Origin of the sequence: Flavobacterium xanthum (assembly GCF_900142695.1) — a bacterium.
Lineage (GTDB): Bacteria > Bacteroidota > Bacteroidia > Flavobacteriales > Flavobacteriaceae > Flavobacterium > Flavobacterium xanthum.
Window position 1 is genome coordinate 34,279 of sequence record NZ_FRBU01000011.1, and the last position, 23,144, is coordinate 57,422.

The window sequence follows — 23,144 nt, forward strand, 5'->3', positions numbered from 1 at the left end:
TTCCTGCTATTCGTTGCAATCTTTTTTTCGGTTAAAAAACCTCAAAAAAGGATTTTCACTGCTATCAGGGCTATGGATTTAGAGTAAACAACAACATAATTTTAAATTAATAAATCCGTGTACATCAGTTTTATCCGCGGTATCCGCGTTCCAAAACTAGAAGTGCCGAATCAAAAAATAAATTACAATGAGCAAAGAAGTAAAATCAGTAGAATACGGACTAGAAAAAATATTTGAAGGAGCACAAGATTTCCTTCCTTTACTAGGAACCGATTATGTAGAATTCTACGTAGGAAACGCAAAACAATCGGCACATTATTACAAAACCGCTTTCGGTTATCAGTCATTGGCGTACGCCGGATTAGAAACCGGAGTTCGAGACAGAACCTCGTATGTGTTAAAGCAAGATAAGATTCGTATTGTTTTAACAACGCCTTTAACACAGGATTCTCCTATTCATGACCATTTGCAAAAACACGGTGATGGAGTGAAAGTGGCGGCTCTTTGGGTTGAAGACGCTACAAGCGCTTACGAAGAAACTATGAAACGTGGAGCGCGCTCTTTTATGGAGCCAACGGTTGAGAAAGATGAATTTGGAGAAGTAGTACGTTCCGGAATTTATACCTACGGAGAAACGGTACATATTTTTGTGGAGCGTAAAAATTATACGGGTGTTTTCCTTCCGGGCTACAAAGAATGGAAATCCGATTACAATCCAGAGCCAACAGGATTAAAATATATCGATCACATGGTGGGAAATGTAGGTTGGAACGAAATGAATACTTGGGTGAAATTTTATGAAGATGTGATGGGATTTGTGAATTTCCTATCTTTTGATGACAAACAAATCAATACCGAATATTCGGCCTTGATGAGTAAAGTAATGTCTAATGGAAATGGTAGAATCAAATTTCCAATCAACGAACCAGCTGAAGGAAAGAAGAAATCACAAATTGAAGAATATTTAGATTTTTATGGTGGACCTGGAATTCAGCACATCGCTATTGCTACGGATGATATTATTAAAACAGTGTCGCAATTAAAAGCAAGAGGAATCGAATTCTTATCTGCTCCGCCTCATACGTATTATGAAGCTATACCAGAGCGACTGGGAGCCCATATGAAAATGATGAAAGAAGACTTGAATGAAATCGAGAAATTAGCCATTATGGTTGATGCGGATGAAGAGGGCTATTTACTGCAGATTTTCACTAAACCGGTACAAGATAGGCCTACCTTGTTTTTTGAAATTATTCAAAGAATGGGTGCCAAAGGTTTTGGTGCAGGGAACTTCAAAGCGCTTTTTGAATCAATTGAACGAGAACAGCAATTGCGAGGAACGTTGTAAATAGGTGTTATTTTTACACATTGTGAAAAAATAACCGATGAACAACCTATATTTTTGTAAATGTTGTGTTAAACTTTATTTTTAACAAATATAACTAGTTTTGTTAACTACCTTTGCACTCGCAAAAAGGGAAGGGGTGGTTTCCTTCCTGATTTCATATAAATTTCATAGTTTATAGTTTTTTGGTTAGTTAATAGCATAAAAACTCAGTCATTATTTGACTGAGTTTTTTTGTTTTGATATATTTGGAATAAAATTTGCTAGTACAGTCCATAAATAGACAAATCAAGTAATGAAAAAACTATTCTTATTCTTTTTATTGATTATAACTGTAAGTAGCTTTGATTCCCCTCAGGAAGATGCTTATGCTGTTGGCGAGTGGTTCAAATTTAGAATCCATTACGGAATAGTAAATGCGGGTTATGCCACGCTAGAAGTCAAAGATGCGACAATAAATAATAAAAAAACGTTTCATGTTGTCGGTAAGGGATACACTACCGGAATGTCTCGATTTTTCTTCAAGGTTGACGATTTATACGAAAGTTATATTGACAAAGAAACCAGAAATCCATATCAGTTTGTTCGAAAAATTGATGAAGGAGGATACACTAAAAATCAAGAAGGTTTTTTCAATCAATCCAGCAATAGAGTGGTTGTAAAAGATTATAAACACAAGACAGAAAAAACGCTTTACATTCCAAAAAACACACAAGATATTTTATCCACTTTTTATTATTTAAGGAATCATCCTAATATTGATAAGTTAAAAATTGGCGAAGCCGTGGCCATTGACATGTTTTTTGATGATGAAACGACAAAATTTAAGCTAAAGTTTATTGGGCGCGAAAATATTACCACTAAATTTGGCGTTGTTCCAGCGATGATTTTTAGACCTTTAGTACAATCAGGTCGTGTTTTTAAGGAGCAAGAAAGTCTTACCGTTTGGATTTCGGATGACGATAATAAATTGCCACTTAGAATAAAAGCTAGTTTAGCTGTAGGTTCAATTAAAGCAGATATTGATGCATACAAAGGATTAAAGACTCCTTTTAAAACAAAATAATAATGAATAATAACGAGAATTCAGAAGCTATCTTAAAAGAAATTGAGCTTAAATACAATGCAATAAATCAAAAAACAGAGACGCAGTTAGAAGGATTGCTTTGGTCTAAACCTATTACGTATTGGGATTATATTCAAACAGACGCTTTGTTAAACCTTCAAATCCAAAGAACGACGCTTCCTGATGAAATGGTTTTCATCATGTATCACCAAGTAAATGAATTAATATTCAAAATGATTCTGTGGGAAATGCAGCAGATCTCTTATTGTAAGGAGATCAATACGGTGTTTTTTACAGAAAGATTAATGCGAATTAGTCGTTATTTCGATATGTTAACCACCTCCTTCAGTATTATGGGCGATGGGATGGAAGTTGAGCAATACATGAAGTTTAGAAATACGTTAACTCCTGCTAGTGGTTTTCAAAGCGCACAATACCGTCTGATAGAATTTTCGTCCACAGACCTAATAAATCTGATCGATCATCGTTATAGAGATTCAATTGATAGAAATACACCTTATGAATTTGCCTTAGAGCATTTGTACTGGCAAGCAGCGGGAAAAGAGTATCATACCGGAAAGAAATCTTTTCTATTAGAGGAGTTCGAAAGAAAATATAAAAAGATATTCTTATCACACATGGAAGAATACAACACCATTAATATTTGGCAAAAATTCAAGCAATTGCCTGAATTAGATCAAAAAAATCCAGAGCTAATTCAAGCCATGCGTCATTATGATCATACGGTCAATATTACTTGGGTAATGCAACATTTGAATACGGCAAAAAAATATATTGATCAAAGCGGAAAAGGAGATGGCGAAGCTACGGGTGGAAGTGATTGGAAGAAATACATGCATCCTAAATACCAAAGAAGAATTTTCTTCCCGGATTTATGGAGTAGCCATGAATTAGAAAATTGGGGAGTAGAAATGTAGGTTGAACTAAAAAACAAGGTTTGAAACAAATATTTATAGTTGTTATAGCGCTATTTTCTTTAGTATCATGTAAAAAAGTAGAGAAAATAAAGGAGGAAAAGATCGTAAAATTAGTCCCTAAAAAAAGTGAGTTTGGGTTTGTGTATGCTGATTTTAATGTAGTTCAGGACACTGTGAAAAGAGGGGACACTTTTGGCACGTTGCTAGAAGAGCAAAATATTGGAGATCGAAAAGTATTTGATATTGTCGCTAAAGTAAGAGATAGTTTTGATGTAAGAAGCATCAGGATAAATAAGCCTTTTACATTGCTTCGCTCCAAAAATAAAAAGAATGACTTACAGGTTTTTATATATCAACCGGATGCGTTAACCTATTACGTAATTGATATGCGAGATAGCGCAGTGGTTGTTTACAAAAAAATAAAACCCATTACGATTAAACGCCGGACCATTGGCGGAGTTTTAAAAGAATCATTGTCTGAAACCTTAGGCAATGCAAAGATAGAAGGAGCGCTAGCCAGCAAAATTGCTAAAATTTATGCCTATTCTATTGATTTTATGAAGCTCAAAAAAGGCGATCGGTTTGCAATAACTTTTACGGAACGATTCATAAATGATAGCATCTATGACGGCGTGGAAGAGTTGGAAGCTTCCTTTTTTGAATACAGAGGTAAAATTATCTATGCATTTCCTTTTGCGAAGAATCTCAATTCAGATAAAAAAGAGTACTATGATGAGCAAGGAAAAACCCTAAAAAATTTCTTTCTTAAATCACCCATCAAATTCAGCAGAATTTCATCCCGATTTTCATCCAGTCGCTTTCATCCAGTGCAACACCGATGGAAAGCGCACAAAGGAACGGATTATGCTGCTCCACGAGGTACTCCTATTACGACCACTGCGGGAGGGATTGTAGAGCAAAGCGGTTTTACTGCTGGGAACGGAAATTTTGTAAAAGTGAAACATAACGGCACCTATTCTACTCAATACCTGCACATGTCTAAAATATTAGTAAGACGTGGGCAACGGGTCAATCAAGGACAAGTTATAGGTTTAGTGGGAAGTACAGGTCTCGCTACTGGACCTCATGTGTGTTATCGATTCTGGAAAAATGGCAGGCAAGTAGATGCCCTTAAGCTTAAATTACCAACCGGAGAGCCGATGAGTGGTGCCAGTAAAAATCGGTTTATTAAAGCAATTACGCCGTTGAAATTTGTACTGGACAGTGTTGCCAATTTATAATTGGGTCCTTTTTTCTAGACTTTGGATTGTTTTTGGTTATAAATCACCATCCTTTGGTTTATTTCGTACTTGACAAATTAACTGTTTTGCCGCAAAATTGTGATATAATTCAAAACTCATTTTTCATTAAAACTAATTTGAGTATTTTTGGCAGAATTTAAATACTACTACAAATCCTTTATAAATGGCTTTAAATACGATAAACCCGACGGAAACAATTGCTTGGAAGAAACTAGAAATGCATTTCAACAAGATGCAAAAAGTGTCTATGCAGGAATTATTTCAACTGGATCCTACGAGAATTGATAAATTCAATCTGCAGTGGAATGATTTTTTACTTGATTATTCTAAAAATTGTATTGATCAGGAAACCATTCAATTATTAATAGAACTAGCTGATGAAATGGGGCTTAAAAGTGCTATTGCGGATTATTTTGATGGTGCCATAATCAATCAAACTGAAAACCGAGCCGTATTGCATACTGCCTTGCGTGCTAAGGAATCTGCGGTTGTTACTGTTGATGGAATTAATGTAATTCCTGATGTGTATAATGTAAAACGTAAAATAGAGACATTTACAAACGAAGTTACCTTAGGCAGTAGAACCGGTTTTACAGGGAAACCGTTTACAGATGTTGTGAATATAGGTATTGGCGGTTCAGATTTGGGACCCGCTATGGTGGTAGAGGCATTACAGTTTTATAAAAATCATTTAAATGTTCATTTCGTTTCCAACGTTGATGGTGATCATGTCAATGAAATCATTAAAAAGTTAAATCCTGAAACAACCTTGTTTGTTATTGTTTCTAAAACGTTTACCACACAGGAAACCTTGACTAATTCTGAAACCATTAGAAAATGGTTTTTGTCCCCAGATTTTGGAACAACTCAAGCGGATGTAGCGAAACATTTTGTTGCGGTTTCCACCAATATTGATAAAGTAACTGAATTTGGTATAAATCCAGACAATGTTTTTCCCATGTGGGACTGGGTTGGCGGTCGATTCTCATTGTGGAGTGCAGTTGGCCTTACGATAAGTTTAGCGGTAGGATACGATAGTTTTAATGATTTGTTGAAAGGGGCAAATGAGATGGACGAACATTTTAAAACAGCCGATTTCGATAAAAACATGCCCGTGATTTTAGCTTTGTTAAGTGTTTGGTACAATAACTTTTATGGTGCCGAAAGTGAAGCTTTGATTCCGTACACACAATACTTGCAAAAATTAGCACCTTATTTGCAGCAAGGAACAATGGAAAGCAATGGTAAAAGTGTGGGTCGTGATGGCAAGCCGGTCCACTATCAAACCGGAACTATTATCTGGGGAGAACCAGGAACGAATGCACAACATGCTTTTTTTCAATTAATGCATCAAGGAACTAAATTGATTCCAACTGATTTTATTGGATTTGTGAATCCTTTATATGGAGATGAAGATCATCATAATAAGCTGATGTCTAACTTTTTTGCGCAAACCGAGGCATTACTTCATGGTAAACCGGAAGCACAAGTACAAGCGGAATTTGATAAGCAAGCGCTTGCAGCAGAGAAAGCTAAATTTCTTTTGCCTTTTAAAGTATTCGCAGGAAACAAACCAACGAATACTATTTTAATTCAAAAACTAACACCAGCAACCTTGGGATCTTTAATTGCGTTGTATGAACACAAAATTTTTGTTCAAGGTATTATTTGGAATATTTTTAGTTTTGATCAATGGGGAGTCGAGTTAGGTAAACAATTGGCAAACTCTATACTAGAGGAAATTAATACGGAAAAAGTTCAAAGTCATGATAGTTCTACGGCATTTTTATTGAATCATTTTTTAAGGAGTAAAAAGAACTAGAAAATTTATATTTTTCATAAATTTTCACATAATTTGAATTGATAGCTCTTTTTAGAGCGGTAAATATAGTTTTTAAGGCCCTGATTGGAGTGAAATCAGGGCTTTTTTATGGCTAAGTGTCTCTTTTTTAATAGTTTTATTGAGTTTTTTGAGTTTTTTTTAATGGTTGCAATATGATAAATAGTGACAATAGTTTAATAAAAACAGTTATTTATTGATACAAAACCTTTTTATTGTTAAAAATACCGATAAAATTATTTTTAATTGAATTCCTCATTTTTTCAAAAACAGGAATTCTTAACGTTGTATTAACTTATTAAACTAAAAATGTTATAATTTTGCCAAATATTTTTAAACTAATCAATATGAAAAAATTATTAAAGTTATTTTTTGTGCTGGCGGTGTTCTTTTACGCGAACTCTAATATTTATGCTCAGGGTAACACAAATTCTTCTATTAGTGGTAATGTTTACGATAAGGATACGCAAACCTTACCAGGGGCCTCTATTCTTGCAGTACACACTCCATCCGGTACTCGTTACTCAGCATCTACGGATGGTACAGGAAATTTTAGTATTTCAAATATGAGAGTTGGAGGACCATACAAGGTTACTGTAACATTTGTAGGTTTCTCGGATTTTGTAAACAGTGATGTTTATCTTCAATTAGGTGAGAACAAAACTTTTAAGGTTGTTTTGTTAGAAGAGTCAAATGAGTTACAAGAAGTTGTAGTAAAATCTTCTAGAGATAACACATTTAATACTCAAAGAACTGGAGCTCAGACAGTAATTAATGCTGACAAGATTAATGCATTGCCATCTTTGTCTAGAAATATTTCTGACTTTGCAAGACTTACACCTCAAGCTCAACTGAGAGGTGATGATGTTTTGTCTATTGGTGGTCAAAACAACAGATTTAATGCAATTTATATTGATGGAGCGGTAAGTAATGACGTTTTTGGTTTGGCTGCAAACGGAACTAATGGGGGTCAAACAGGAGTTAGTCCTATCTCTATTGACGCTATCGAACAATTCCAAGTAAGTGTAGCCCCCTATGATGTAAAGCTATCAGGTTTTGCAGGTGGAGCGATTAGTGCAATTACTCGTTCTGGAACCAACAATTTTGAAGGATCGGCTTACTTTTTAAATAGAGATGAATCTATTGCAGGTAAAACACCTCCTTCTTTAGCTGGAACAAACGGTAGAAAAAAACTGGCAGATTTCTCAGCTCAGACTTATGGAGTTCGTGCTGGTGGAGCACTTGTAAAAGATAAATTGTTTTACTTCATAAATTATGAAAAACAAAATAATGAAACTCCACAGCCTTTTGAATTATCTACTTACACAGGTTTGTCAGGAAATAGAATAGGAGAATTAAGAGCTAAATTAGCTACTTATGGTTATGATCCAGGTTCTTTTGATAATAACGTGCGTACGCTTGTAAGTGATAAAATTATTGGTAAAATAGACTGGAATATTAATGATAACCACAAATTGTCTTTTAAACATAGTTATGTTACTGCAGAGCAATTTTCTCCAGGCCGTTCTTCCGCAACTGCAATCAGTTTCGGTAATGGTGGTCAATTATTCAATTCTGTAACTAATTCAACCTCTTTAGAATTGAACTCAAGATTTGGAAATAAATTCTCAAATAATTTAGTTGTTGCTTACACTAACGTTGCTGATGATAGAGATGCAGCTGGAGATCCTTTTCCAACTGTTCAAATTTTTGATGGAGCTAATCAAAGTATTTTCTTTGGTGCGGAAGGATTTTCTACAGCAAATCTTTTAGATCAAAAGATATTAACGATTACTGATAATTTTGAAATCAATACAGGTATCAATAAAATTACAATTGGTACTCACAATGAATTTTCACAATCTAAAAATGTATTTTTTGGAAATAATTTTGGATCTTACAGATATTCTAATCTTGACGATTTCTTACTTGACAGAAAACCGAACAGATATATTTTGAATTACTCTTTGATCGGAGGAAGTGGAGATGGGTCTCTAGGAGCGGCTGAATTTGGTACTAAGCAATTTGGTTTCTACTTACAAAATGACATGAGATTATCAGATAATTTTAAATTATCTTACGGTGTTAGGGTTGACGTACCAGTTTGGGAAAATGGTCTAGGTAATGATGATTTTAATAACAGAACTATTCCTTTGTTAGAAGCTGCAGGTAAAAATTTACAAGGTGCTAGAGTAGGAGAAAGAATTAACACTACAGCTCATTTTGCACCGCGTTTAGGATTTAATTATGATGTAAATGGTAAAAAATCTACTCAAATTAGAGGTGGTGTAGGGATTTTTACTTCAAGATTACCGTTAGTATGGCCAGGTGGAACATACAACAATAATGGTGTTACTCAAGGAGCTATCCAAATAACATCAGCAGCGCAAATGCCTGTTTTTAATCCTAATACTAGTGTTGATAGTCAGATTGCACCGCTTCCTGCTTCATATCCTCGCCCAGGTTCAGGACGTACAGGAGGAAATATCGATTTGTTTGCAAAAGATTTCAAATTGCCTCAAGTTTTCAAAGCGAGTTTTGCTGTTGATCAAAAACTACCTTTAGGTTTTGTTTTGACTTCTGAAATCACGTACAATGATAATATTAGTGCCGTTACCTACGAAAACTTAAACATCAGAAGTTCAACTAGTAACTTGACAGGTGCTGATACAAGACCTCGTTATAATGGTAATACTAGAGTTGATAACTCTTATTTAGGAGTGTATTTAGGCTCTAATACAGGTGAAGGGAAAGCTTATAATGTAGCTTTTACATTAGCTAAGAACTTCAGATCTGATTTTATTGATGGTAATATCTCAGGAACTTACTCTTATGGTAAATCGACTGTTTTATTAGACGCAACGTCTTCTCAAAATAGTTCTCAGTGGAACAACACGGAAACTGTTAATGGTGCTAATTATTTATCACTTTCAAGATCTGATTTTGATCCAGGAAGAAGAATTATTTCTAATGGTAATGCGACATTAAAATGGAGTAAATTCACTAAATCTAGAATCGGTTTCTTCTATGAAGGTGCTCAAGGAACTCCAATCAGTTATGTTTATAATGATGCAGGGCGTTTATTACAGGATACATTCTCTAACTCAGCGTTAATTTATGTTCCTGCTGCGCAAAGTGATATTAGACTTGTTTCTACTTCTTCAAACACTTTGACTCCACAACAACAATGGGATGCTTTAAGTGCTTTTATCGAAGGTAATGAATATTTAAAAGGTAGAAAAGGAGATTATGCAGAACGTAATGGAGATCGTTTGAAAACGAGTCATATAGTTGATTTAAAATTCGCTCAAGAGTTCTCTTTTAACATAGGTAAAAAGAAACATACACTGGAATTCACAGCAGATATTTTTAACTTTACCAATCTTTTAAATAAAAATTGGGGTAAGAGATACTTCACCAATAATGACCAAGTTCAGTTACTACAACAAGTTGGTTTCGTAACAGGTACAAATACACCTACTTTTAGTTACAATCCTGCAGTAGGAAACAATATTAATCAAGTTGACGATGTAGGTTTGAATTCATCAAGATGGCAAATGCAAACCGGTGTTCGTTATACATTCAACTAATTTAGTTTATAATTTAAAAACCCTCATTTCAATTGAAATGAGGGTTTTTTTTATGCCTTTTTTTGTTATATTTGTTAAAACAAAAATAATAAATATGTACGATTTTATTCAAAAATTTCATTCTGGCTGGGCTTATTTGGCACTTCTAGTATTGGTGGTTGCGGTGGTAAATTCCTTAATTGGAATGTTTTCTAAAAAAGAATTTTTTTCTAAAGATCGAAAAATTGCCTTGTTTGCCTTGATTGCAATTCACATTCAGTTTTTAGTGGGTATCATTTTATATTTTGTTTCTCCTAACGGATTAAATATGATAAAAGCGGTGGGAATGGGAGGTTTAACAACGGAAAGCCGATTGTTAGCGCTCGAGCATCCGTTAATCAATGTTATTGCTATTGTATTAATCACTATAGGTTGGTCTAAACATAAAAAATTGATGACTAGTGAGTCAAAGTTTAAAACCTTTTCTATTTTCTATGGTTTGGGATTATTGCTTATATTGAGTAGAATTCCATGGAAAATATGGTTATAAAAAACCTAATAAAAAGCTCTAGAAATAGAGCTTTTTTTTTCTAGGTATGGTTTTTGTAAAATAGGTTTAACTAACACAAGATATATGAAAAAATCAATTACTTTATTTTTTTTACTGGTAATAATTTGCGCAGTTTATAGTCAAAGTTCAGTAAGACAGAAAACCTTAGTTCAAAAAGACTCCATCAAAAAGAGTAAAATGGGAATTCAAATTGAGGAAAAAAAATTGGATTCTTTAGTAGCGGTATTGGGCGTTTTTAAGCCTTTCAAAAAAGCAGCCCATGCTTCTTATTATGCAGATAAATTCAACGGAAGACGCACTACTAGTGGTACAAAATTTGACAATAACAAATATACGGCTGCACATAAAAAACTTCCTTTTGGGACAAAAGTTAGAGTCACTAATGAAAAAAATGGAAAATGGGTAATTGTGGAAATCACAGATAGAGGACCTTTTGTAAAGTCTAGGGAAATTGACCTCTCAAAACGGGCATTTATGGATATTACTTCTAATAGAGGGAGTGGAGGAATGCTGGTAACTATTGAAGTGTTGAGCAAATAATCACCATTTCTGGAAGGGAATTTTGCTTAAATAAGCATTGTAATAGCGGATATCACCGGTTACTTCATCACCAAGCCATTCTGGTTTATCAAAAGAATCCGTCTCAGCGTTAAGTTCGATTTCTGCAACAATTAACCCTTCATTTTTACCGTAAAACTCATCTACCTCAAAAGTGTGATTCCCAGATTTTATTTCAAAACGGGTTTTCTCAATGACGCCTTCTTCACATAATAGTAGTAATGCTTTAGCCTCAGCAATAGGGATTTCTTTTTCCCATTCAAATCGGGACATCCCTGTTTTATTTGAATTCCCTTTTATGGTCAAAAATCCTTTGCCACCTTTGATTCGAATTCGAACTGTACGTTCGGGAATTGAACTCAAATAGCCTTGCGCAATAGGATTCTGAGCAAAAGCAACTTCCTTGAACGATTCATTTTTAACTAAAAATTTTCTTTCTATTTCAATCATATCGTTTTGAATTTTTACTGCTTGCAATTGTTTGTTTGGTCAGCAATAGTAAGTTTATTTGCTGAAACAGATATTTCCTAATATTCTTTTTTCTACTAAAAAAAACAGCTTTAGTATTGGAAGATTTTCTTTGTTATTGTTTCTAATCTCAGAATTCAAAGGTATTAAATATTTTTACTTTAGTCGGTTTCTATCTTTTTACTGCAAACGAATTGCTACTTTAGGTTGTAGATGCGAAGTTGCGTTTCATTTACTAAGGTTGTACAGCACTATAATTGTAATCTCGAAAATATAAAAGAAGGCAATTCAAAAAAGCAATGGTATTTATTTACTTTTTTTGCCCTTACGTATCAATTTTTTATGAATAAGTTCGCTGAATTTGTTTGGCCTATTTGTATTTTTACAAAAATTGAACTAAAAGAATGAAGGAATTTTTCAAAGCTAAGCCTAAGGCCACTATTGCAGGACTTTTAACTGAATTTTTTGGTGAGGCACAATCTTGGCGCGAGACAAACGACAGCTTGGAACCTTTAGTTGAGTTAATTCGTCTGATACGCCCTTTAAAAGTCAAAAAGGGACAAAAGGTAGATTTGCAAGAAATTATTTCTTTTTTAAAAGAAAATTATGCGTGTAGGAAGCAGTTTTCTATCTACCTCAAAGAGATCTTAAAAGACAGGAAATTTAATAAAATTCTTTCTGATGCTGCTATTTTGCAAGATGTAGATTTTCTTTTTGAAGTAAAAAAGAGAATTTTCGCTAAGTTCTTGCCTTATCAGCCACAGATTGATACTTTAGAATATGTGCTGAATCAGGTTTTTTATCTTGCCAATGATGGGATTTGGATTAACCAAATACCATTGAACCAATTAGGTGAAGTTTACGATCTTTTGGGATTCAAGTCGATTTATGAAAGTGCGGAGCCTGATTCTATTTTGTCGGAAGTATTAGTCGCTATGCATTTGATTACGCAGCGCATCAGTGGTCGCGCTATGGAAACGGATGTAATCAAAATGGTACCCGAATTTGATGATCTCGAAAGTCCATTTTCTGCTTTTGAAAAGGAATTGTTTTTGTTGGAAGATCGAATTAGAATGTCAGACAGGCATTACATTACGTCAAATGATTTATCATATGCGCAGTTATTAGTTTTGCACAAGCAATGCGAAGAATTTGTGGAGAAAGCATTTCATAATAGTTCAAAATACGGTATTTCACTTCGTGTAAACCAGAATTTATTAAAAATTAGACAGCAATTAAAGCGCCTGAAATTTTTAATTTCATTACTGATAGTAGACAGTGAGAAAGATAAAAAGAACAATGGGATTATAGTAGCTTCGCGATTAATAAAGTTTAATTGCTACAAAAACAATGTTCGAAAATTTGTAGCAGAAAGTACCCAATTGATTTCATACGAGATTACACAGCATACGGCTAAAACAGGCGAGCAATATATTACAGAAGGTCGTAATGAATATTTTAAGATGTTCAAAACAGCGTTAGGAGGTGGTTTGATAGTAGGAATTTTGTGTGTTATCAAAGTATTGCTTTCTAAGGCCGACACCAGTTTTTTTGGACATGCTTTTCTTTACAGTATGAATTATGCTTTTGGTTTTATAGCAATTTATCTGTTAGGCTTTACTTTGGCAACTAAGCAACCTGCAATGACTGCTGCTGCTTTGATTAAAGCACTTGAAGAGGGCGTGCTGAAGCAGGGTAGAGATGCTGAAAAGTATAAAGCTTTTGCTATTTTATTTGCACGGGTATTTCGGTCTCAGTTTATCGCTTTCGTAGGAAATGTAATTATGGCTTTTCCAGTTTCCTTATTGGGAATCTGGCTTATTGATTACACGATGCAGTACAATATTGCTGCAACTAAATGGGAAGGTTTACTTATTGATTTGAGTCCCATTCACTCTTTAGCCATACTTCATGCAGCTATAGCTGGGGTCTTTCTATTTTTATCGGGGATTATCTCGGGCAGTGTGGCCAATAGAGACAAACACAATCAGGTTTATTTTAGAATTACAGAACATCCTTTCCTTAAAAGGAATTTAGGAAAAATAAAAACTTTGAAACTAGCAAAATTGTATGAAAAAAGATGGGCAGGAATTATTTCTAATTTCTGGTTTGGAATATTCATGGGTAGCACGGCATCCATTGGGTTGTTTTTAGGATTAAATCTTGACATTAGACACATCACCTTTGCCAGTGGGAACCTTGCTTTAGCTTTGTATGGCGCCAATTATGAAGTTAGTGATTCGATGTTATTTTGGGGTATTTTTGGCATTGGAATTATAGGATTAGTCAACTTTATGGTAAGTTTCAGTCTTTCATTAGGCTTGGCATTCCGTTCGCGAGCGATCTCATTATTTGAACTTCGATTTGTTGCTGTGTCGATTTTAAATCATTTCAAGTCAAGACCCTTTAGTTTCTTTTTTCCAACAGAAATTAAAAATAAATCAGCTGTAGCCGAAAATTATTTGCATGTCAAAGAGGTTAAAAATTTGTAGTGTAAAGAGTCGTTGAAAAAGCAGAATTATTATTCAATTCGATTAAGATGCAGGATTTAATTCCAATTAGGAAAATTATACACGTTGACATGGATGCTTTCTATGCTTCTGTTGAGCAACTGGACAATCCGGCTTTACGCGGAAAACCCATTGCCGTTGGAGGTTCTGAAACCCGTGGAGTCGTTGCTGCAGCAAGTTATGAGGCTAGGAAATTTGGAGTTCGTAGTGCCATCAGTGGAGTTATGGCTAAAAAAAATTGTCCAGAGCTCCTCTTTATACAACCACGATTTGAGAGGTACAAGCAAATATCTAGCAAGATTCAAAAAATATTTTATGAGTATACGGATCTTGTAGAGCCTTTATCGCTTGATGAAGCGTACTTAGACGTCACTGTTAATAAAAAAGGAAATCCAAGTGCAACCTTATTGGCAAGGGAAATCAGAGAACGCATTTTTGATGAAGTCGGTTTGACCGCTTCGGCTGGAATTTCAGTTAATAAGTTTGTGGCTAAAATTGCCAGCGATTACAACAAGCCGAATGGTCAAAAAACAGTTAATCCAGATGAGGTTGTTTCTTTTTTAGAGGTACTAGCCATCCGGAAATTTCATGGCGTTGGAAAAGTCACAACCGAAAAGATGTACCAGCTAGGAATTTTTACAGGACTGGATTTAAAAAATAAGTCTTTAGATTTTTTAGAGAAACACTTTGGTAAATCTGGTAATTTTTATTACAATGTGGTGAGAGGCATTCACAACAGTGAAGTTAAATCAAATCGAATTACTAAATCAGTTGCTGCAGAGCATACTTTTGATGTTAATCTTTCTTCGGAAATTTTTATGATGGAGAAATTGGAGAGCATAGCGAATGCTTTGGAAAAAAGATTAAAAAAACACACTGTTGCTGGTAAAACAATAACTTTAAAAATAAAGTACAGCGACTTTTCACAGCAAACTCGTAGTAAAACGATGCCTTATTTTATATCTGATAAAACCTTACTATTAGAAATTGTTAGCGAGCTTTTGTATCAAGAACGAATGAAGGATTCTGTACGATTGCTTGGTATTTCAGTAAGCAATTTGAATACAGAGCAGAAGAAATTCGTTGTGGTACAGTTAAAATTCGATTTCTAAATGATACGCATTGCGTTCAACAAGGGTTAAAGTTTGAAAAGTATTATTTTATTGTCGTAAATAAAATTACATTTGATCTTTAAATCAATATATCATGAGTGATTTTAGACAATATGAAGAGGCTATTGCGATGTACCACAGGAATTTAACAATTAAGACTGTGCCAGTATATTCGTGGGATTTTCACAGTGATTTTTTGTCTGCAATTAAAAACTTTTTTGCAGATTTGAGTAAATTGAATGCAATCGCAGTACAAAATAAATGGGCTCAAAACAATTGGGATCTTAAAAAAAGCCTTAAAGAGGAAGTAATTGTAGTAACGGATGTAAAATTACAAATTGTTTTTGCATCACATAACATGATGACAATGAATGGATATTCTGCAGCAGAAGTGCTGGGTAAAAGTCCAAAGATGTTTCAAGGTGAAGCCACAAACCAGATTACGTCAAATGAAATTCGTAAGGCAATATTACACCAACAGCCTTTCGAAAAAACAGTTATGAATTATAAAAAGAATGGTGAGGTCTATGTTTGTTTGATAAAAGGATTTCCCGTTTTCAACAGTAAGGGTGAATTAAGGCATTACATAGCTTTTGAAAAAGCTGCATAATATAAAAATCCTTTTGATTTAAAGGCGCAGTCATACTTTACTTTTCCTTCCTTAAAAAGTGCCCCAAGTAGTTTCTAACTTTTTGGGGCATTTTCATTCTGTAAAGGGTTTTCCTTTTTTAAATTTTTGCATGAGTGTTAATTTCTGCTATTCAGTTTAGAAAGCAGCCTTAAAAATTCAATGTACAGCCAAACTAACGTTATCATCAATCCCATGGCGCTGTACCATTCCATGTATTTTGGCATTTTTTGCTCAGCTCCTTTTTCAATTCGGTCAAAATCTAAGAATAAGTTTAAAGCGGCTATGACGATTACAAAAATACTGATTCCAATACTCATCAGTGAGTTCCCATAATGCACGGGTGTAAAACTGCTAAACATCGAAAAAACCCACGAAATAAGGTAGTACGTTGCAATGGCAAGTGTTGCAGCCACAACGACTGATTTGAATTGTTCTGTTACTTTGACAATTTTATATTTATACAATACGAGGCAAACCATAAAAGTTACAAATGTTGCACCAACGGCTTGAATTACGATTCCAGGATACTTTGCTTCAAATAAAGCTGAAATTCCACCAATAAATAAACCTTCAAACAAAGCATAACCAGGAGCAAGGTAAGGGGAATAGTGTGGTTTGAAAGCAGCAATGAGAACTAAAACTAATCCCATGACGGCACCTCCAATTGCTGGAGCCATTGGGTTCATACCATTAAATGTCATCCACCAAATTACGGTTGCGGAAGCTGTGAGAAGTAAGAATAAAATCAAGCTTCTATTTATAGTTCCTGATAATGTCATCTCGTCATTATAATCGATAATAGTGGCCGGATGTACTTGGTCTTTTTTTGAAACTGCAGTCGAAAAAGTTTTATTATTTAAAAATGGATTTTTAGAACTAAAATTCATAATTGTAGTGATTTTTTGTTAGTCAAATATAAATTTTATTTTGCACAAGAGTGTTTAATTGTTCTTAATTTTTTTTGCAAAAGAGCGGTCTTTTATGAAAATAAAAAACCGTCTTGCAACATTAGCAAGACGGTTTTATAATGGTCTCCATAAACGGATAACCTATTCTATTTCTGAAACTCTTAAGGTGTTCACCATTCCTTTATCCTTAATTGGCATTGCTGCTAAATTAATAAGAAAATCTCCTTTTTTGACAAATCCTTTTTCTTTTACAATTTCGTTAACGTCAGTAACAGTATCATCCGTACTTTCGTCTTTATTGTAAATAAAAGATTTCACTCCCCAAAGTAGATTAAGTTGAGTAAGGATTCTTTTGTTTGAGGTAAATACTAAAATATGTGCATTTGGTCTCCAAGCTGAAATTTGAAAAGCAGTATACCCACTGTTTGTCAATGTACAAATGGCTTTTGCTTTGATTACATTTGCCATAGTGGCCGCATGATGACAAATCGTTTTAGTTATAAATCGTTTTGTTTTTATTTGTGGGGTGTTTTGTGGCACTTGAATAAGTGGAGAATCTTCAACTGCTTCTATGATTTGTGTCATTTTTTGGATTACTTGAACGGGATAATTACCAGTCGCGGTTTCTCCAGAAAGCATGACAGCATCAGCACCATCCATAACAGAGTTCGCCACGTCATTTACTTCGGCACGTGTCGGTGTCAAGCTAGTGATCATTGTTTCCATCATTTGTGTGGCAACAATTACAGGAATACGAGCAGTTTTGGCTCTGCGAATCAATTCTTTTTGTACTAAAGGTACTTCATGAGCAGGAAGTTCCACACCTAAATCACCACGTGCTACCATCAAACCATCGCAGTAGGCAACGATTTTGTCGATATTCTCTAGTGCTTCAGGCATTTCGATTTTGGCAATAATTGGAATTTTGTAGTCCGAATGTTTAGCAATTAATTCCTGCAAGTCTTGCAGGTCTTCTGGTGTTTTTACAAATGATAATGCAATCCAGTCGACATGTTGTTCTATAGCAAATATCGCATCTGCAATATCTTTCTCCGTCATTGCAGGGAGAGATATTTTAGTGTTTGGTAAATTAACTCCTTTTTTAGATTTCAATTCACCACCTTGAATTACTCGTGCAATAACTTCTGATTTTTTATCAGTTTCCACAATTTCAAAGATAAGTTTACCGTCATCAAGTAAAATTCTTTCGCCAGGATTTACATCATTTGGAAAGTTTTTATATTTCATGAAAACTTTTTTGGCAGTACCAAGGAGGTCTTCGGCGGTAGTAAAAGTAATTAAATCGCCATCTTGCACTACAACTCCTTCTTCCATTACTCCAACTCGAAGTTTAGGGCCTTGTAAATCGCCAAGGATAGCAGTGGTATAACCAAACTCTTCATTTAAACCTCTTATAAGGTTTATCTTTTCTTTTACATCTTCGTAGTCAGCATGTGAAAAATTTACTCGGAACACATTTACACCTGCGTCAATCATGTCTTTTATGATTTCTCTTGTACTACATGCGGGCCCAAGTGTGGCTACAATTTTAGTTTTTTTGTTTGTAAGCATTTGTATTAAAAAATTAAATTGTTTTTAGATTTTATTTTATTTGTTTCTACTATGTAAACTGCGGATATGCTGTCTATGGTATTTAATAGTAGTTGTATTTTGGATATGTCCATAGCATCGTTGTTCTTTTCAATTTTCAAAAAATAATCTACTTTTTTAAATTCAGGAAGTAAAAAAACTTTTGTTGCTACTTCTACAGTCACATTTGAAAATAGATTGTGAGTGATTCCTTTATTAAATTGGAGCACCTCATTTTTATTCTGAATTAAATTCCAGGAAATGCTACTTTCTTGAACATTATAATAAAATCTGGAAAAATTTGTTTGTCCTTCTTTTATAGTGATCTGAATTTCATTTTCACTTTTACTAAGATTCACTGGTAATTTTTGATTAATAAAAAAGGCCAATCGATAGTCCTCTAATGAAGTATGAATTGCAAAAAGATAGTAATCTATTTCGTCAAATTCGCCAAGATCCAGTTTATGAATAGCCATTTTATGAAAAAATAAGATGTAAATATAGTATTTCTAGCGAAGTATTGGTCTCTTGAGAGAGGATGTTTTTGTTAATTTATGAACGATAACGTTATAGTTTTAAGAATAGTGAAGTTATTTTCTGTCCATTTTTTCTTGAAATGCAAAATAAGCACGCTGTGATGCTTTTTCTTCTGCTTTCTTTTTTGAAGTGGCTCTGGCTTTCGCAATTACTTTATCATCGATACTAAGCTTAACACCAAAAAGGCGTTGTCCATCGATGGCATTGTCTTCGAAAATATCAAAATGAAATATTTTTTTTTCTTTTTGGCACCATTCGATGACTAAGCTTTTATAGCTGATTACTTTGCCTTCCAATCTGGCAATGTCCACGTACGGAATTATAACTCTCTTTTGAATGAATTTTTCGCAATATACATAACCACGGTCTAAGTATATTGCTCCCACTAGTGATTCAAAAATATTGCCATGAATGTTTTCGCCAAAATGCTGAAGAGGCACTTTACTTTCGATATATTGGACTAAATTTAGATCTTTTCCTAGTTCGTTTAAATGTTCTCTGCTTACAATCTTGGAGCGCATTTTAGTAAGATAACCTTCGTCACCTGCTGGGGCTTTATTGAATAAATGAGCAGCAATAACAGAACTTAGCATGGCATCTCCTAAAAATTCTAAACGTTCATAATTAATAGGATTCCCTAATATATCCAAACGATTTGAGGAGCGATGGGTGAATGCCTTTTTGTAACAATCAAGATTTATGGGTGCAAATCCTAAGATCTTCTGAATAGAATCAAAAAAAATCCCGTCTTCTAGAGAACGGGATTTTGAAAATATTTTTCTGATTATACGCATCTATAATTAGATTTCTAATTTTTTTACTAATACACAAGCATTGTGACCTCCAAAACCAAAAGTATTACTCATAACAACGTTCATGTCTCTTTTCTGAGCTTTGTTGAAGGTGAAGTTTAGTTTAGAATCGATGTTTTCATCATCTGTAAAATGATTAATGGTAGGAGGTACTATTCCATATTTTAACGAAAGAATCGAAGAGATAGTCTCTACTGCTCCGGCTGCGCCAAGTAAATGACCTGTCATGGATTTAGTAGAATTTAGATTCATCGTGTAGGCATGTTCACCAAAAACATGCAATATTGCTTTAGATTCTGCCATGTCACCAAGGGGAGTAGAAGTTCCGTGCATATTCACACCATCTACATCAGTAGCTTGAAGACCAGCATCTCTTAAACAATTTAGCATTACGTTTTTAGCGCCTAATCCATCAGGATGAGGTGCAGTTATGTGATAGGCATCAGCAGACATACCGCCACCGCCTATTTCGCAATAAATTTTAGCTCCACGCGCTATTGCATGTTCGTACTCTTCCAATACTAACGCGCCAGCACCTTCACCTAAAATAAAACCATCTCGGTCTTTATCCATGGGACGAGAAGCTGTTTTGGGATCGTCATTTCTGGTTGATAAGGCATGCATGGCATTAAAACCACCCATTCCTGCAATAGTTACTGCGGCTTCTGAGCCTCCAGTTACCATAGCGTCGGCATGACCTAATCTTATGTAATTAAAAGCATCTATAATTGCATTAGTGGAAGAAGCACAAGCAGAAACCGTTGTGAAGTTTGGACCTCTAAATCCGTATTTTATAGAAATGTGTCCACCGGCAATGTCAGAAATCATTTTAGGTATAAAGAAAGGATTGAATTTTGGTGTGCCATCTCCTGCCGCAAAGTTCAACATTTCGATTTGAAAGGTTTCCAAGCCTCCAATTCCAGAACCCCAAATAACACCTACACGATCCTTGTCTAATTTTTCGAAATTAAAACCAGCATCAATCACCGCTTCATCAGAGGAAACCATTGCGTATTGTGCATAGCGGTCCATTTTTCTAGCTTCTTTTCTATCTAAAAAATCTTCCGCATTAAAGTTTTTTAATTCACATGCAAACTGAGTTTTAAATTTTGAAGCATCAAAATAGGTTATTGGTGCGGCTCCACTAACACCGTTAATAAGTCCGTTCCAATATTCTTCAATATTATTTCCAATAGGTGTAAGAGCGCCTAAACCTGTTACTACAACTCGTCTTAATACCATAAAATCTTTATTTTTGTTAACTTTAAACAAATAAAACCCATGCTTTCTTTACTGTATTATATTACAAAAGAGCCATGGGTGTTACAATAAATATAGTTTTGATTGAATTTCAATCTCGAATTTAATTTTAAAAAAATAATAACACCCGTTTACAGGATTGCAAACGGGTGTGTCTTTATTATTTTTTAGCTTCCTCGATGTAAGAGATTGCTTGACCTACAGTAGCGATGTTTTCTGCTTGATCATCTGGAATTTGAATGTCAAATTCTTTTTCGAATTCCATAATAAGCTCAACAGTGTCTAATGAGTCAGCTCCTAAATCATTAGTGAAGCTTGCTTCTGTTACAACTTCGTTTTCGTCAACACCTAATTTGTCTACGATAATCGCTTTTACTCTTGATGCAATGTCTGACATAATCTTTAATTTTAGAATTTAATTTGTTGGCAAAAATAAAAAACTTTATTTTAAAACAACTATTTAGTTAATAAATGTGACATCTAATTTATGAAATTTATTTTAACAAAGCAGACGCAATGTTATTTATTTTCAATTATTATGCTTTTTTTTGTACAATTAAAAGAGACTAGGTTATGAAAAAAATTGTTGTTTTTGCTTCTGGATCGGGTACTAACGCTGAAAACATCATGCAGTTTTTCGAAAAAACTGAAACTGGAAGTGTCGTGGCTGTTTTTACAAACAACCCAACTGCTGGTGTAATTGAGAAAGCAAAAAAGTATAGCGTACCATTAGAAATTTTCTCGAAAGAAGACTTAAATGAAGGTGAAGTATTACAAATATTAAATAATTTCAAACCGGATTGGATTGTTTTGGCAGGATTTTTATTGAAATTTCCCAAAAACATCATAAGTGCTTATCCCAATAAGATCATAAACATTCATCCCGCCTTGTTGCCTAAGTATGGAGGAAAGGGAATGTATGGCATGCATATTCACAGATCAGTTGTTGAAAATAAGGAAAAGGAAACGGGAATTACCATTCATTTTGTAAATGAAAATTATGATGAAGGGAATATTATTTTTCAGCAAAGTTTTGTTTTAACGGGCGACGAAACAGCAGAAGAAGTAGCCACAAAAATACATCAATTAGAACAAAAATATTTCCCGGAAATAATTAAAAAATTGCTAGAAGAGTAAGTTAAAAGATTTCCTAAAAAGCTATTAGTATGATTATAAAAAAATCTGGTAATTTAAAAAGTTCACTAAGTCTAAAAATTCAATATGGAACACGAAGTGCATATATACACAGATGGAGCTGCTAAAGGAAATCCCGGAAATGGGGGTTATGGAGTAGTGATGGAATGGGTAGGAAAACCGTACAAGAAAGAATTCTATGAAGGGTTTAGATTAACAACCAATAATAGAATGGAGCTTTTGGCGGTTATTGTCGGTCTTGAAAAATTGAAAAACGCGAATACCAAAGTCTTAGTTGTGTCTGATTCTAAATATGTGGTCGATTCGGTAGAGAAAAAATGGGTTCTGGGATGGGAGAAAAAAGGATTTGTAAACCGGAAAAATTCCGATTTGTGGGAACGTTTTTTAGTGATATATAGAATACAGAAAGTTGATTTCAAATGGATCAAAGGACATAACAATCATCCTCAAAACGAGAGATGTGATGAATTAGCCGTTATGGCTTCGATGCAAAATCAACTTTCTGTGGATTCTTTTTATGAAACTATGGCTTCTAAAGAATAAAAAAATAACGTACAAAAAAACAATGTTTTTGATACGTTATTTTATTTGCTTATTTGAGCTTTATTTATCCTTTATCTAAATCTTTAGCATTACGAAATCCTAACAGTAAGCCAATTCCTGCCATGATAAAAATAATCGAAGGATAAACTGCGCCATCTTTTAGAGACGTGTAAGTTGTTATTAGTAAAGCAATAAAAATTCCAACGCCACAGCCGATTAGTAAAAAGGCCAGGTTAACAACAAAGATTTTCCACATCGGGATACCTTTTTCTCTGGCTTGCAAAAAAATACTGGCATCAACACCTTTTTCAATTAGTGCTAAACGTTCTCTGTTTCTTGTTGAATAAATAAGATAAACGATCCCGAAGATCATTAGAAAAAAACTAAGTGGTATTAAAATTCCTGCTAACATAATATTTTGTTTTAATTGATTTGATACTTCATATGACGAGAGAAGTTTAAATAAGGT

Annotated in this window: 21 protein-coding genes; 13 read left to right on the forward strand and 8 right to left on the reverse strand. The window is 34.3% G+C overall.

Annotated features, from left to right (window positions below):
• Nucleotides 1-187 precede the first annotated feature (187 nt).
• The 8 genes from hppD to BUC11_RS06490 all read left to right on the forward strand — a co-directional run bounded on the left by hppD (nucleotide 188) and on the right by BUC11_RS06490 (nucleotide 11,131).
• Nucleotides 188-1,348, forward strand: a complete 1,161-nt coding sequence (hppD, locus tag BUC11_RS06455; RefSeq protein WP_073352851.1) for a 4-hydroxyphenylpyruvate dioxygenase — start codon at nucleotides 188-190, stop codon at nucleotides 1,346-1,348.
• Nucleotides 1,349-1,640: 292 nt separating this feature from the next.
• Nucleotides 1,641-2,411, forward strand: coding sequence for a DUF3108 domain-containing protein (locus tag BUC11_RS06460; RefSeq protein ID WP_073352852.1), 771 nt, complete (start codon nucleotides 1,641-1,643; stop codon nucleotides 2,409-2,411).
• A 2-nt stretch (nucleotides 2,412-2,413) separates the two neighbouring features.
• Nucleotides 2,414-3,349, forward strand: coding sequence for a tryptophan 2,3-dioxygenase family protein (locus BUC11_RS06465; RefSeq protein WP_073352853.1), 936 nt, complete (start codon nucleotides 2,414-2,416; stop codon nucleotides 3,347-3,349).
• Between the two features lie 20 nt (nucleotides 3,350-3,369).
• Nucleotides 3,370-4,590 carry a M23 family metallopeptidase gene (locus tag BUC11_RS06470; protein WP_066075472.1) on the forward strand — a complete coding sequence of 407 codons (1,221 nt, stop codon included), beginning with the start codon at nucleotides 3,370-3,372 and terminating at the stop codon, nucleotides 4,588-4,590.
• A 184-nt stretch (nucleotides 4,591-4,774) separates the two neighbouring features.
• On the forward strand, nucleotides 4,775-6,433 hold the full coding sequence (gene pgi / locus BUC11_RS06475; protein WP_073352854.1) for a glucose-6-phosphate isomerase: 1,659 nt from the start codon (nucleotides 4,775-4,777) through the stop codon (nucleotides 6,431-6,433).
• Between the two features lie 365 nt (nucleotides 6,434-6,798).
• Nucleotides 6,799-10,041 carry a TonB-dependent receptor gene (locus BUC11_RS06480; protein ID WP_073352855.1) on the forward strand — a complete coding sequence of 1,081 codons (3,243 nt, stop codon included), beginning with the start codon at nucleotides 6,799-6,801 and terminating at the stop codon, nucleotides 10,039-10,041.
• A gap of 94 nt (nucleotides 10,042-10,135) precedes the next feature.
• Nucleotides 10,136-10,570 carry a hypothetical protein gene (locus BUC11_RS06485; RefSeq protein WP_066076017.1) on the forward strand — a complete coding sequence of 145 codons (435 nt, stop codon included), beginning with the start codon at nucleotides 10,136-10,138 and terminating at the stop codon, nucleotides 10,568-10,570.
• Between the two features lie 198 nt (nucleotides 10,571-10,768).
• The gene (locus BUC11_RS06490) at nucleotides 10,769-11,131 is read left to right on the forward strand and encodes a septal ring lytic transglycosylase RlpA family protein (protein WP_394332904.1); all 363 of its coding nucleotides are present in this window, start codon (nucleotides 10,769-10,771) and stop codon (nucleotides 11,129-11,131) included.
• On the opposite strand, the gene BUC11_RS06495 is transcribed toward BUC11_RS06490, so the two are convergent.
• Nucleotides 11,132-11,599, reverse strand: a complete 468-nt coding sequence (locus tag BUC11_RS06495; protein ID WP_073352904.1) for a CYTH domain-containing protein — start codon at nucleotides 11,597-11,599, stop codon at nucleotides 11,132-11,134.
• Between the two features lie 422 nt (nucleotides 11,600-12,021).
• Here BUC11_RS06495 and BUC11_RS06505 point away from each other — a divergent pair, with 422 nt between their 5' ends.
• The 3 genes from BUC11_RS06505 to BUC11_RS06515 all read left to right on the forward strand — a co-directional run bounded on the left by BUC11_RS06505 (nucleotide 12,022) and on the right by BUC11_RS06515 (nucleotide 15,849).
• A complete protein-coding gene (locus BUC11_RS06505; protein WP_073352858.1) occupies nucleotides 12,022-14,109 on the forward strand; it encodes a recombinase in 2,088 nt (695 codons plus the stop codon).
• Nucleotides 14,110-14,156: 47 nt separating this feature from the next.
• Nucleotides 14,157-15,239: a DNA polymerase IV gene (dinB, locus tag BUC11_RS06510; RefSeq protein ID WP_073352859.1), complete on the forward strand. Its 1,083-nt coding sequence runs from the start codon at nucleotides 14,157-14,159 to the stop codon at nucleotides 15,237-15,239.
• A 94-nt stretch (nucleotides 15,240-15,333) separates the two neighbouring features.
• Complete coding sequence (locus tag BUC11_RS06515) at nucleotides 15,334-15,849, forward strand: PAS domain-containing protein (protein ID WP_073352860.1); 516 nt, start codon at nucleotides 15,334-15,336, stop codon at nucleotides 15,847-15,849.
• Nucleotides 15,850-15,986: 137 nt separating this feature from the next.
• Here the strand turns inward: BUC11_RS06515 and BUC11_RS06520 are convergent, their stop codons facing one another.
• The 6 genes from BUC11_RS06520 to BUC11_RS06545 form a co-directional block, all read right to left on the reverse strand.
• Nucleotides 15,987-16,757, reverse strand: coding sequence for a Bax inhibitor-1/YccA family protein (locus BUC11_RS06520; protein WP_073352861.1), 771 nt, complete (start codon nucleotides 16,755-16,757; stop codon nucleotides 15,987-15,989).
• Between the two features lie 162 nt (nucleotides 16,758-16,919).
• Nucleotides 16,920-18,350, reverse strand: a complete 1,431-nt coding sequence (pyk, locus tag BUC11_RS06525) for a pyruvate kinase (RefSeq protein ID WP_066075453.1) — start codon at nucleotides 18,348-18,350, stop codon at nucleotides 16,920-16,922.
• Nucleotides 18,351-18,355: 5 nt separating this feature from the next.
• Nucleotides 18,356-18,844 (reverse strand): IPExxxVDY family protein, encoded by a 489-nt coding sequence (locus BUC11_RS06530; protein ID WP_066075451.1) that lies wholly within the window; start codon nucleotides 18,842-18,844, stop codon nucleotides 18,356-18,358.
• Nucleotides 18,845-18,958: 114 nt separating this feature from the next.
• Nucleotides 18,959-19,699: a ribonuclease III family protein gene (locus BUC11_RS06535; protein WP_073352862.1), complete on the reverse strand. Its 741-nt coding sequence runs from the start codon at nucleotides 19,697-19,699 to the stop codon at nucleotides 18,959-18,961.
• A gap of 6 nt (nucleotides 19,700-19,705) precedes the next feature.
• Complete coding sequence (gene fabF, locus BUC11_RS06540; protein ID WP_073352905.1) at nucleotides 19,706-20,959, reverse strand: beta-ketoacyl-ACP synthase II; 1,254 nt, start codon at nucleotides 20,957-20,959, stop codon at nucleotides 19,706-19,708.
• Between the two features lie 178 nt (nucleotides 20,960-21,137).
• Nucleotides 21,138-21,374, reverse strand: a complete 237-nt coding sequence (locus tag BUC11_RS06545; RefSeq protein WP_007137004.1) for an acyl carrier protein — start codon at nucleotides 21,372-21,374, stop codon at nucleotides 21,138-21,140.
• A 176-nt stretch (nucleotides 21,375-21,550) separates the two neighbouring features.
• Here BUC11_RS06545 and purN point away from each other — a divergent pair, with 176 nt between their 5' ends.
• Nucleotides 21,551-22,114, forward strand: coding sequence for a phosphoribosylglycinamide formyltransferase (gene purN, locus BUC11_RS06550; protein WP_073352863.1), 564 nt, complete (start codon nucleotides 21,551-21,553; stop codon nucleotides 22,112-22,114).
• Nucleotides 22,115-22,198: 84 nt separating this feature from the next.
• The gene (gene rnhA, locus BUC11_RS06555) at nucleotides 22,199-22,675 is read left to right on the forward strand and encodes a ribonuclease HI (protein WP_073352864.1); all 477 of its coding nucleotides are present in this window, start codon (nucleotides 22,199-22,201) and stop codon (nucleotides 22,673-22,675) included.
• Between the two features lie 64 nt (nucleotides 22,676-22,739).
• Here rnhA and BUC11_RS06560 read toward each other — a convergent pair whose 3' ends face one another.
• Nucleotides 22,740-23,087 (reverse strand): DUF6249 domain-containing protein, encoded by a 348-nt coding sequence (locus BUC11_RS06560; RefSeq protein ID WP_073352865.1) that lies wholly within the window; start codon nucleotides 23,085-23,087, stop codon nucleotides 22,740-22,742.
• Nucleotides 23,088-23,144: the final 57 nt, after the last annotated feature.

Bases quoted from the DNA above. Each gene is read 5' to 3' on its own strand.
- hppD (WP_073352851.1), top strand. From the start codon at position 188: ATGAGCAAAGAAGTAAAATCAGTAGAATACGGACTAGAAAAAATATTT.
- BUC11_RS06460 (WP_073352852.1), top strand. From the start codon at position 1,641: ATGAAAAAACTATTCTTATTCTTTTTATTGATTATAACTGTAAGTAGC.
- BUC11_RS06465 (WP_073352853.1), top strand. From the start codon at position 2,414: ATGAATAATAACGAGAATTCAGAAGCTATCTTAAAAGAAATTGAGCTT.
- pgi (WP_073352854.1), top strand. From the start codon at position 4,775: ATGGCTTTAAATACGATAAACCCGACGGAAACAATTGCTTGGAAGAAA.
- BUC11_RS06480 (WP_073352855.1), top strand. From the start codon at position 6,799: ATGAAAAAATTATTAAAGTTATTTTTTGTGCTGGCGGTGTTCTTTTAC.
- BUC11_RS06485 (WP_066076017.1), top strand. From the start codon at position 10,136: ATGTACGATTTTATTCAAAAATTTCATTCTGGCTGGGCTTATTTGGCA.
- BUC11_RS06490 (WP_394332904.1), top strand. From the start codon at position 10,769: ATGGGAATTCAAATTGAGGAAAAAAAATTGGATTCTTTAGTAGCGGTA.
- BUC11_RS06495 (WP_073352904.1), bottom strand. From the start codon at position 11,599: ATGATTGAAATAGAAAGAAAATTTTTAGTTAAAAATGAATCGTTCAAG.
- BUC11_RS06505 (WP_073352858.1), top strand. From the start codon at position 12,022: ATGAAGGAATTTTTCAAAGCTAAGCCTAAGGCCACTATTGCAGGACTT.
- dinB (WP_073352859.1), top strand. From the start codon at position 14,157: ATGCAGGATTTAATTCCAATTAGGAAAATTATACACGTTGACATGGAT.
- BUC11_RS06515 (WP_073352860.1), top strand. From the start codon at position 15,334: ATGAGTGATTTTAGACAATATGAAGAGGCTATTGCGATGTACCACAGG.
- BUC11_RS06520 (WP_073352861.1), bottom strand. From the start codon at position 16,757: ATGAATTTTAGTTCTAAAAATCCATTTTTAAATAATAAAACTTTTTCG.
- pyk (WP_066075453.1), bottom strand. From the start codon at position 18,350: ATGCTTACAAACAAAAAAACTAAAATTGTAGCCACACTTGGGCCCGCA.
- BUC11_RS06530 (WP_066075451.1), bottom strand. From the start codon at position 18,844: ATGGCTATTCATAAACTGGATCTTGGCGAATTTGACGAAATAGATTAC.
- BUC11_RS06535 (WP_073352862.1), bottom strand. From the start codon at position 19,699: ATGCGTATAATCAGAAAAATATTTTCAAAATCCCGTTCTCTAGAAGAC.
- fabF (WP_073352905.1), bottom strand. From the start codon at position 20,959: ATGGTATTAAGACGAGTTGTAGTAACAGGTTTAGGCGCTCTTACACCT.
- BUC11_RS06545 (WP_007137004.1), bottom strand. From the start codon at position 21,374: ATGTCAGACATTGCATCAAGAGTAAAAGCGATTATCGTAGACAAATTA.
- purN (WP_073352863.1), top strand. From the start codon at position 21,551: ATGAAAAAAATTGTTGTTTTTGCTTCTGGATCGGGTACTAACGCTGAA.
- rnhA (WP_073352864.1), top strand. From the start codon at position 22,199: ATGGAACACGAAGTGCATATATACACAGATGGAGCTGCTAAAGGAAAT.
- BUC11_RS06560 (WP_073352865.1), bottom strand. From the start codon at position 23,087: ATGTTAGCAGGAATTTTAATACCACTTAGTTTTTTTCTAATGATCTTC.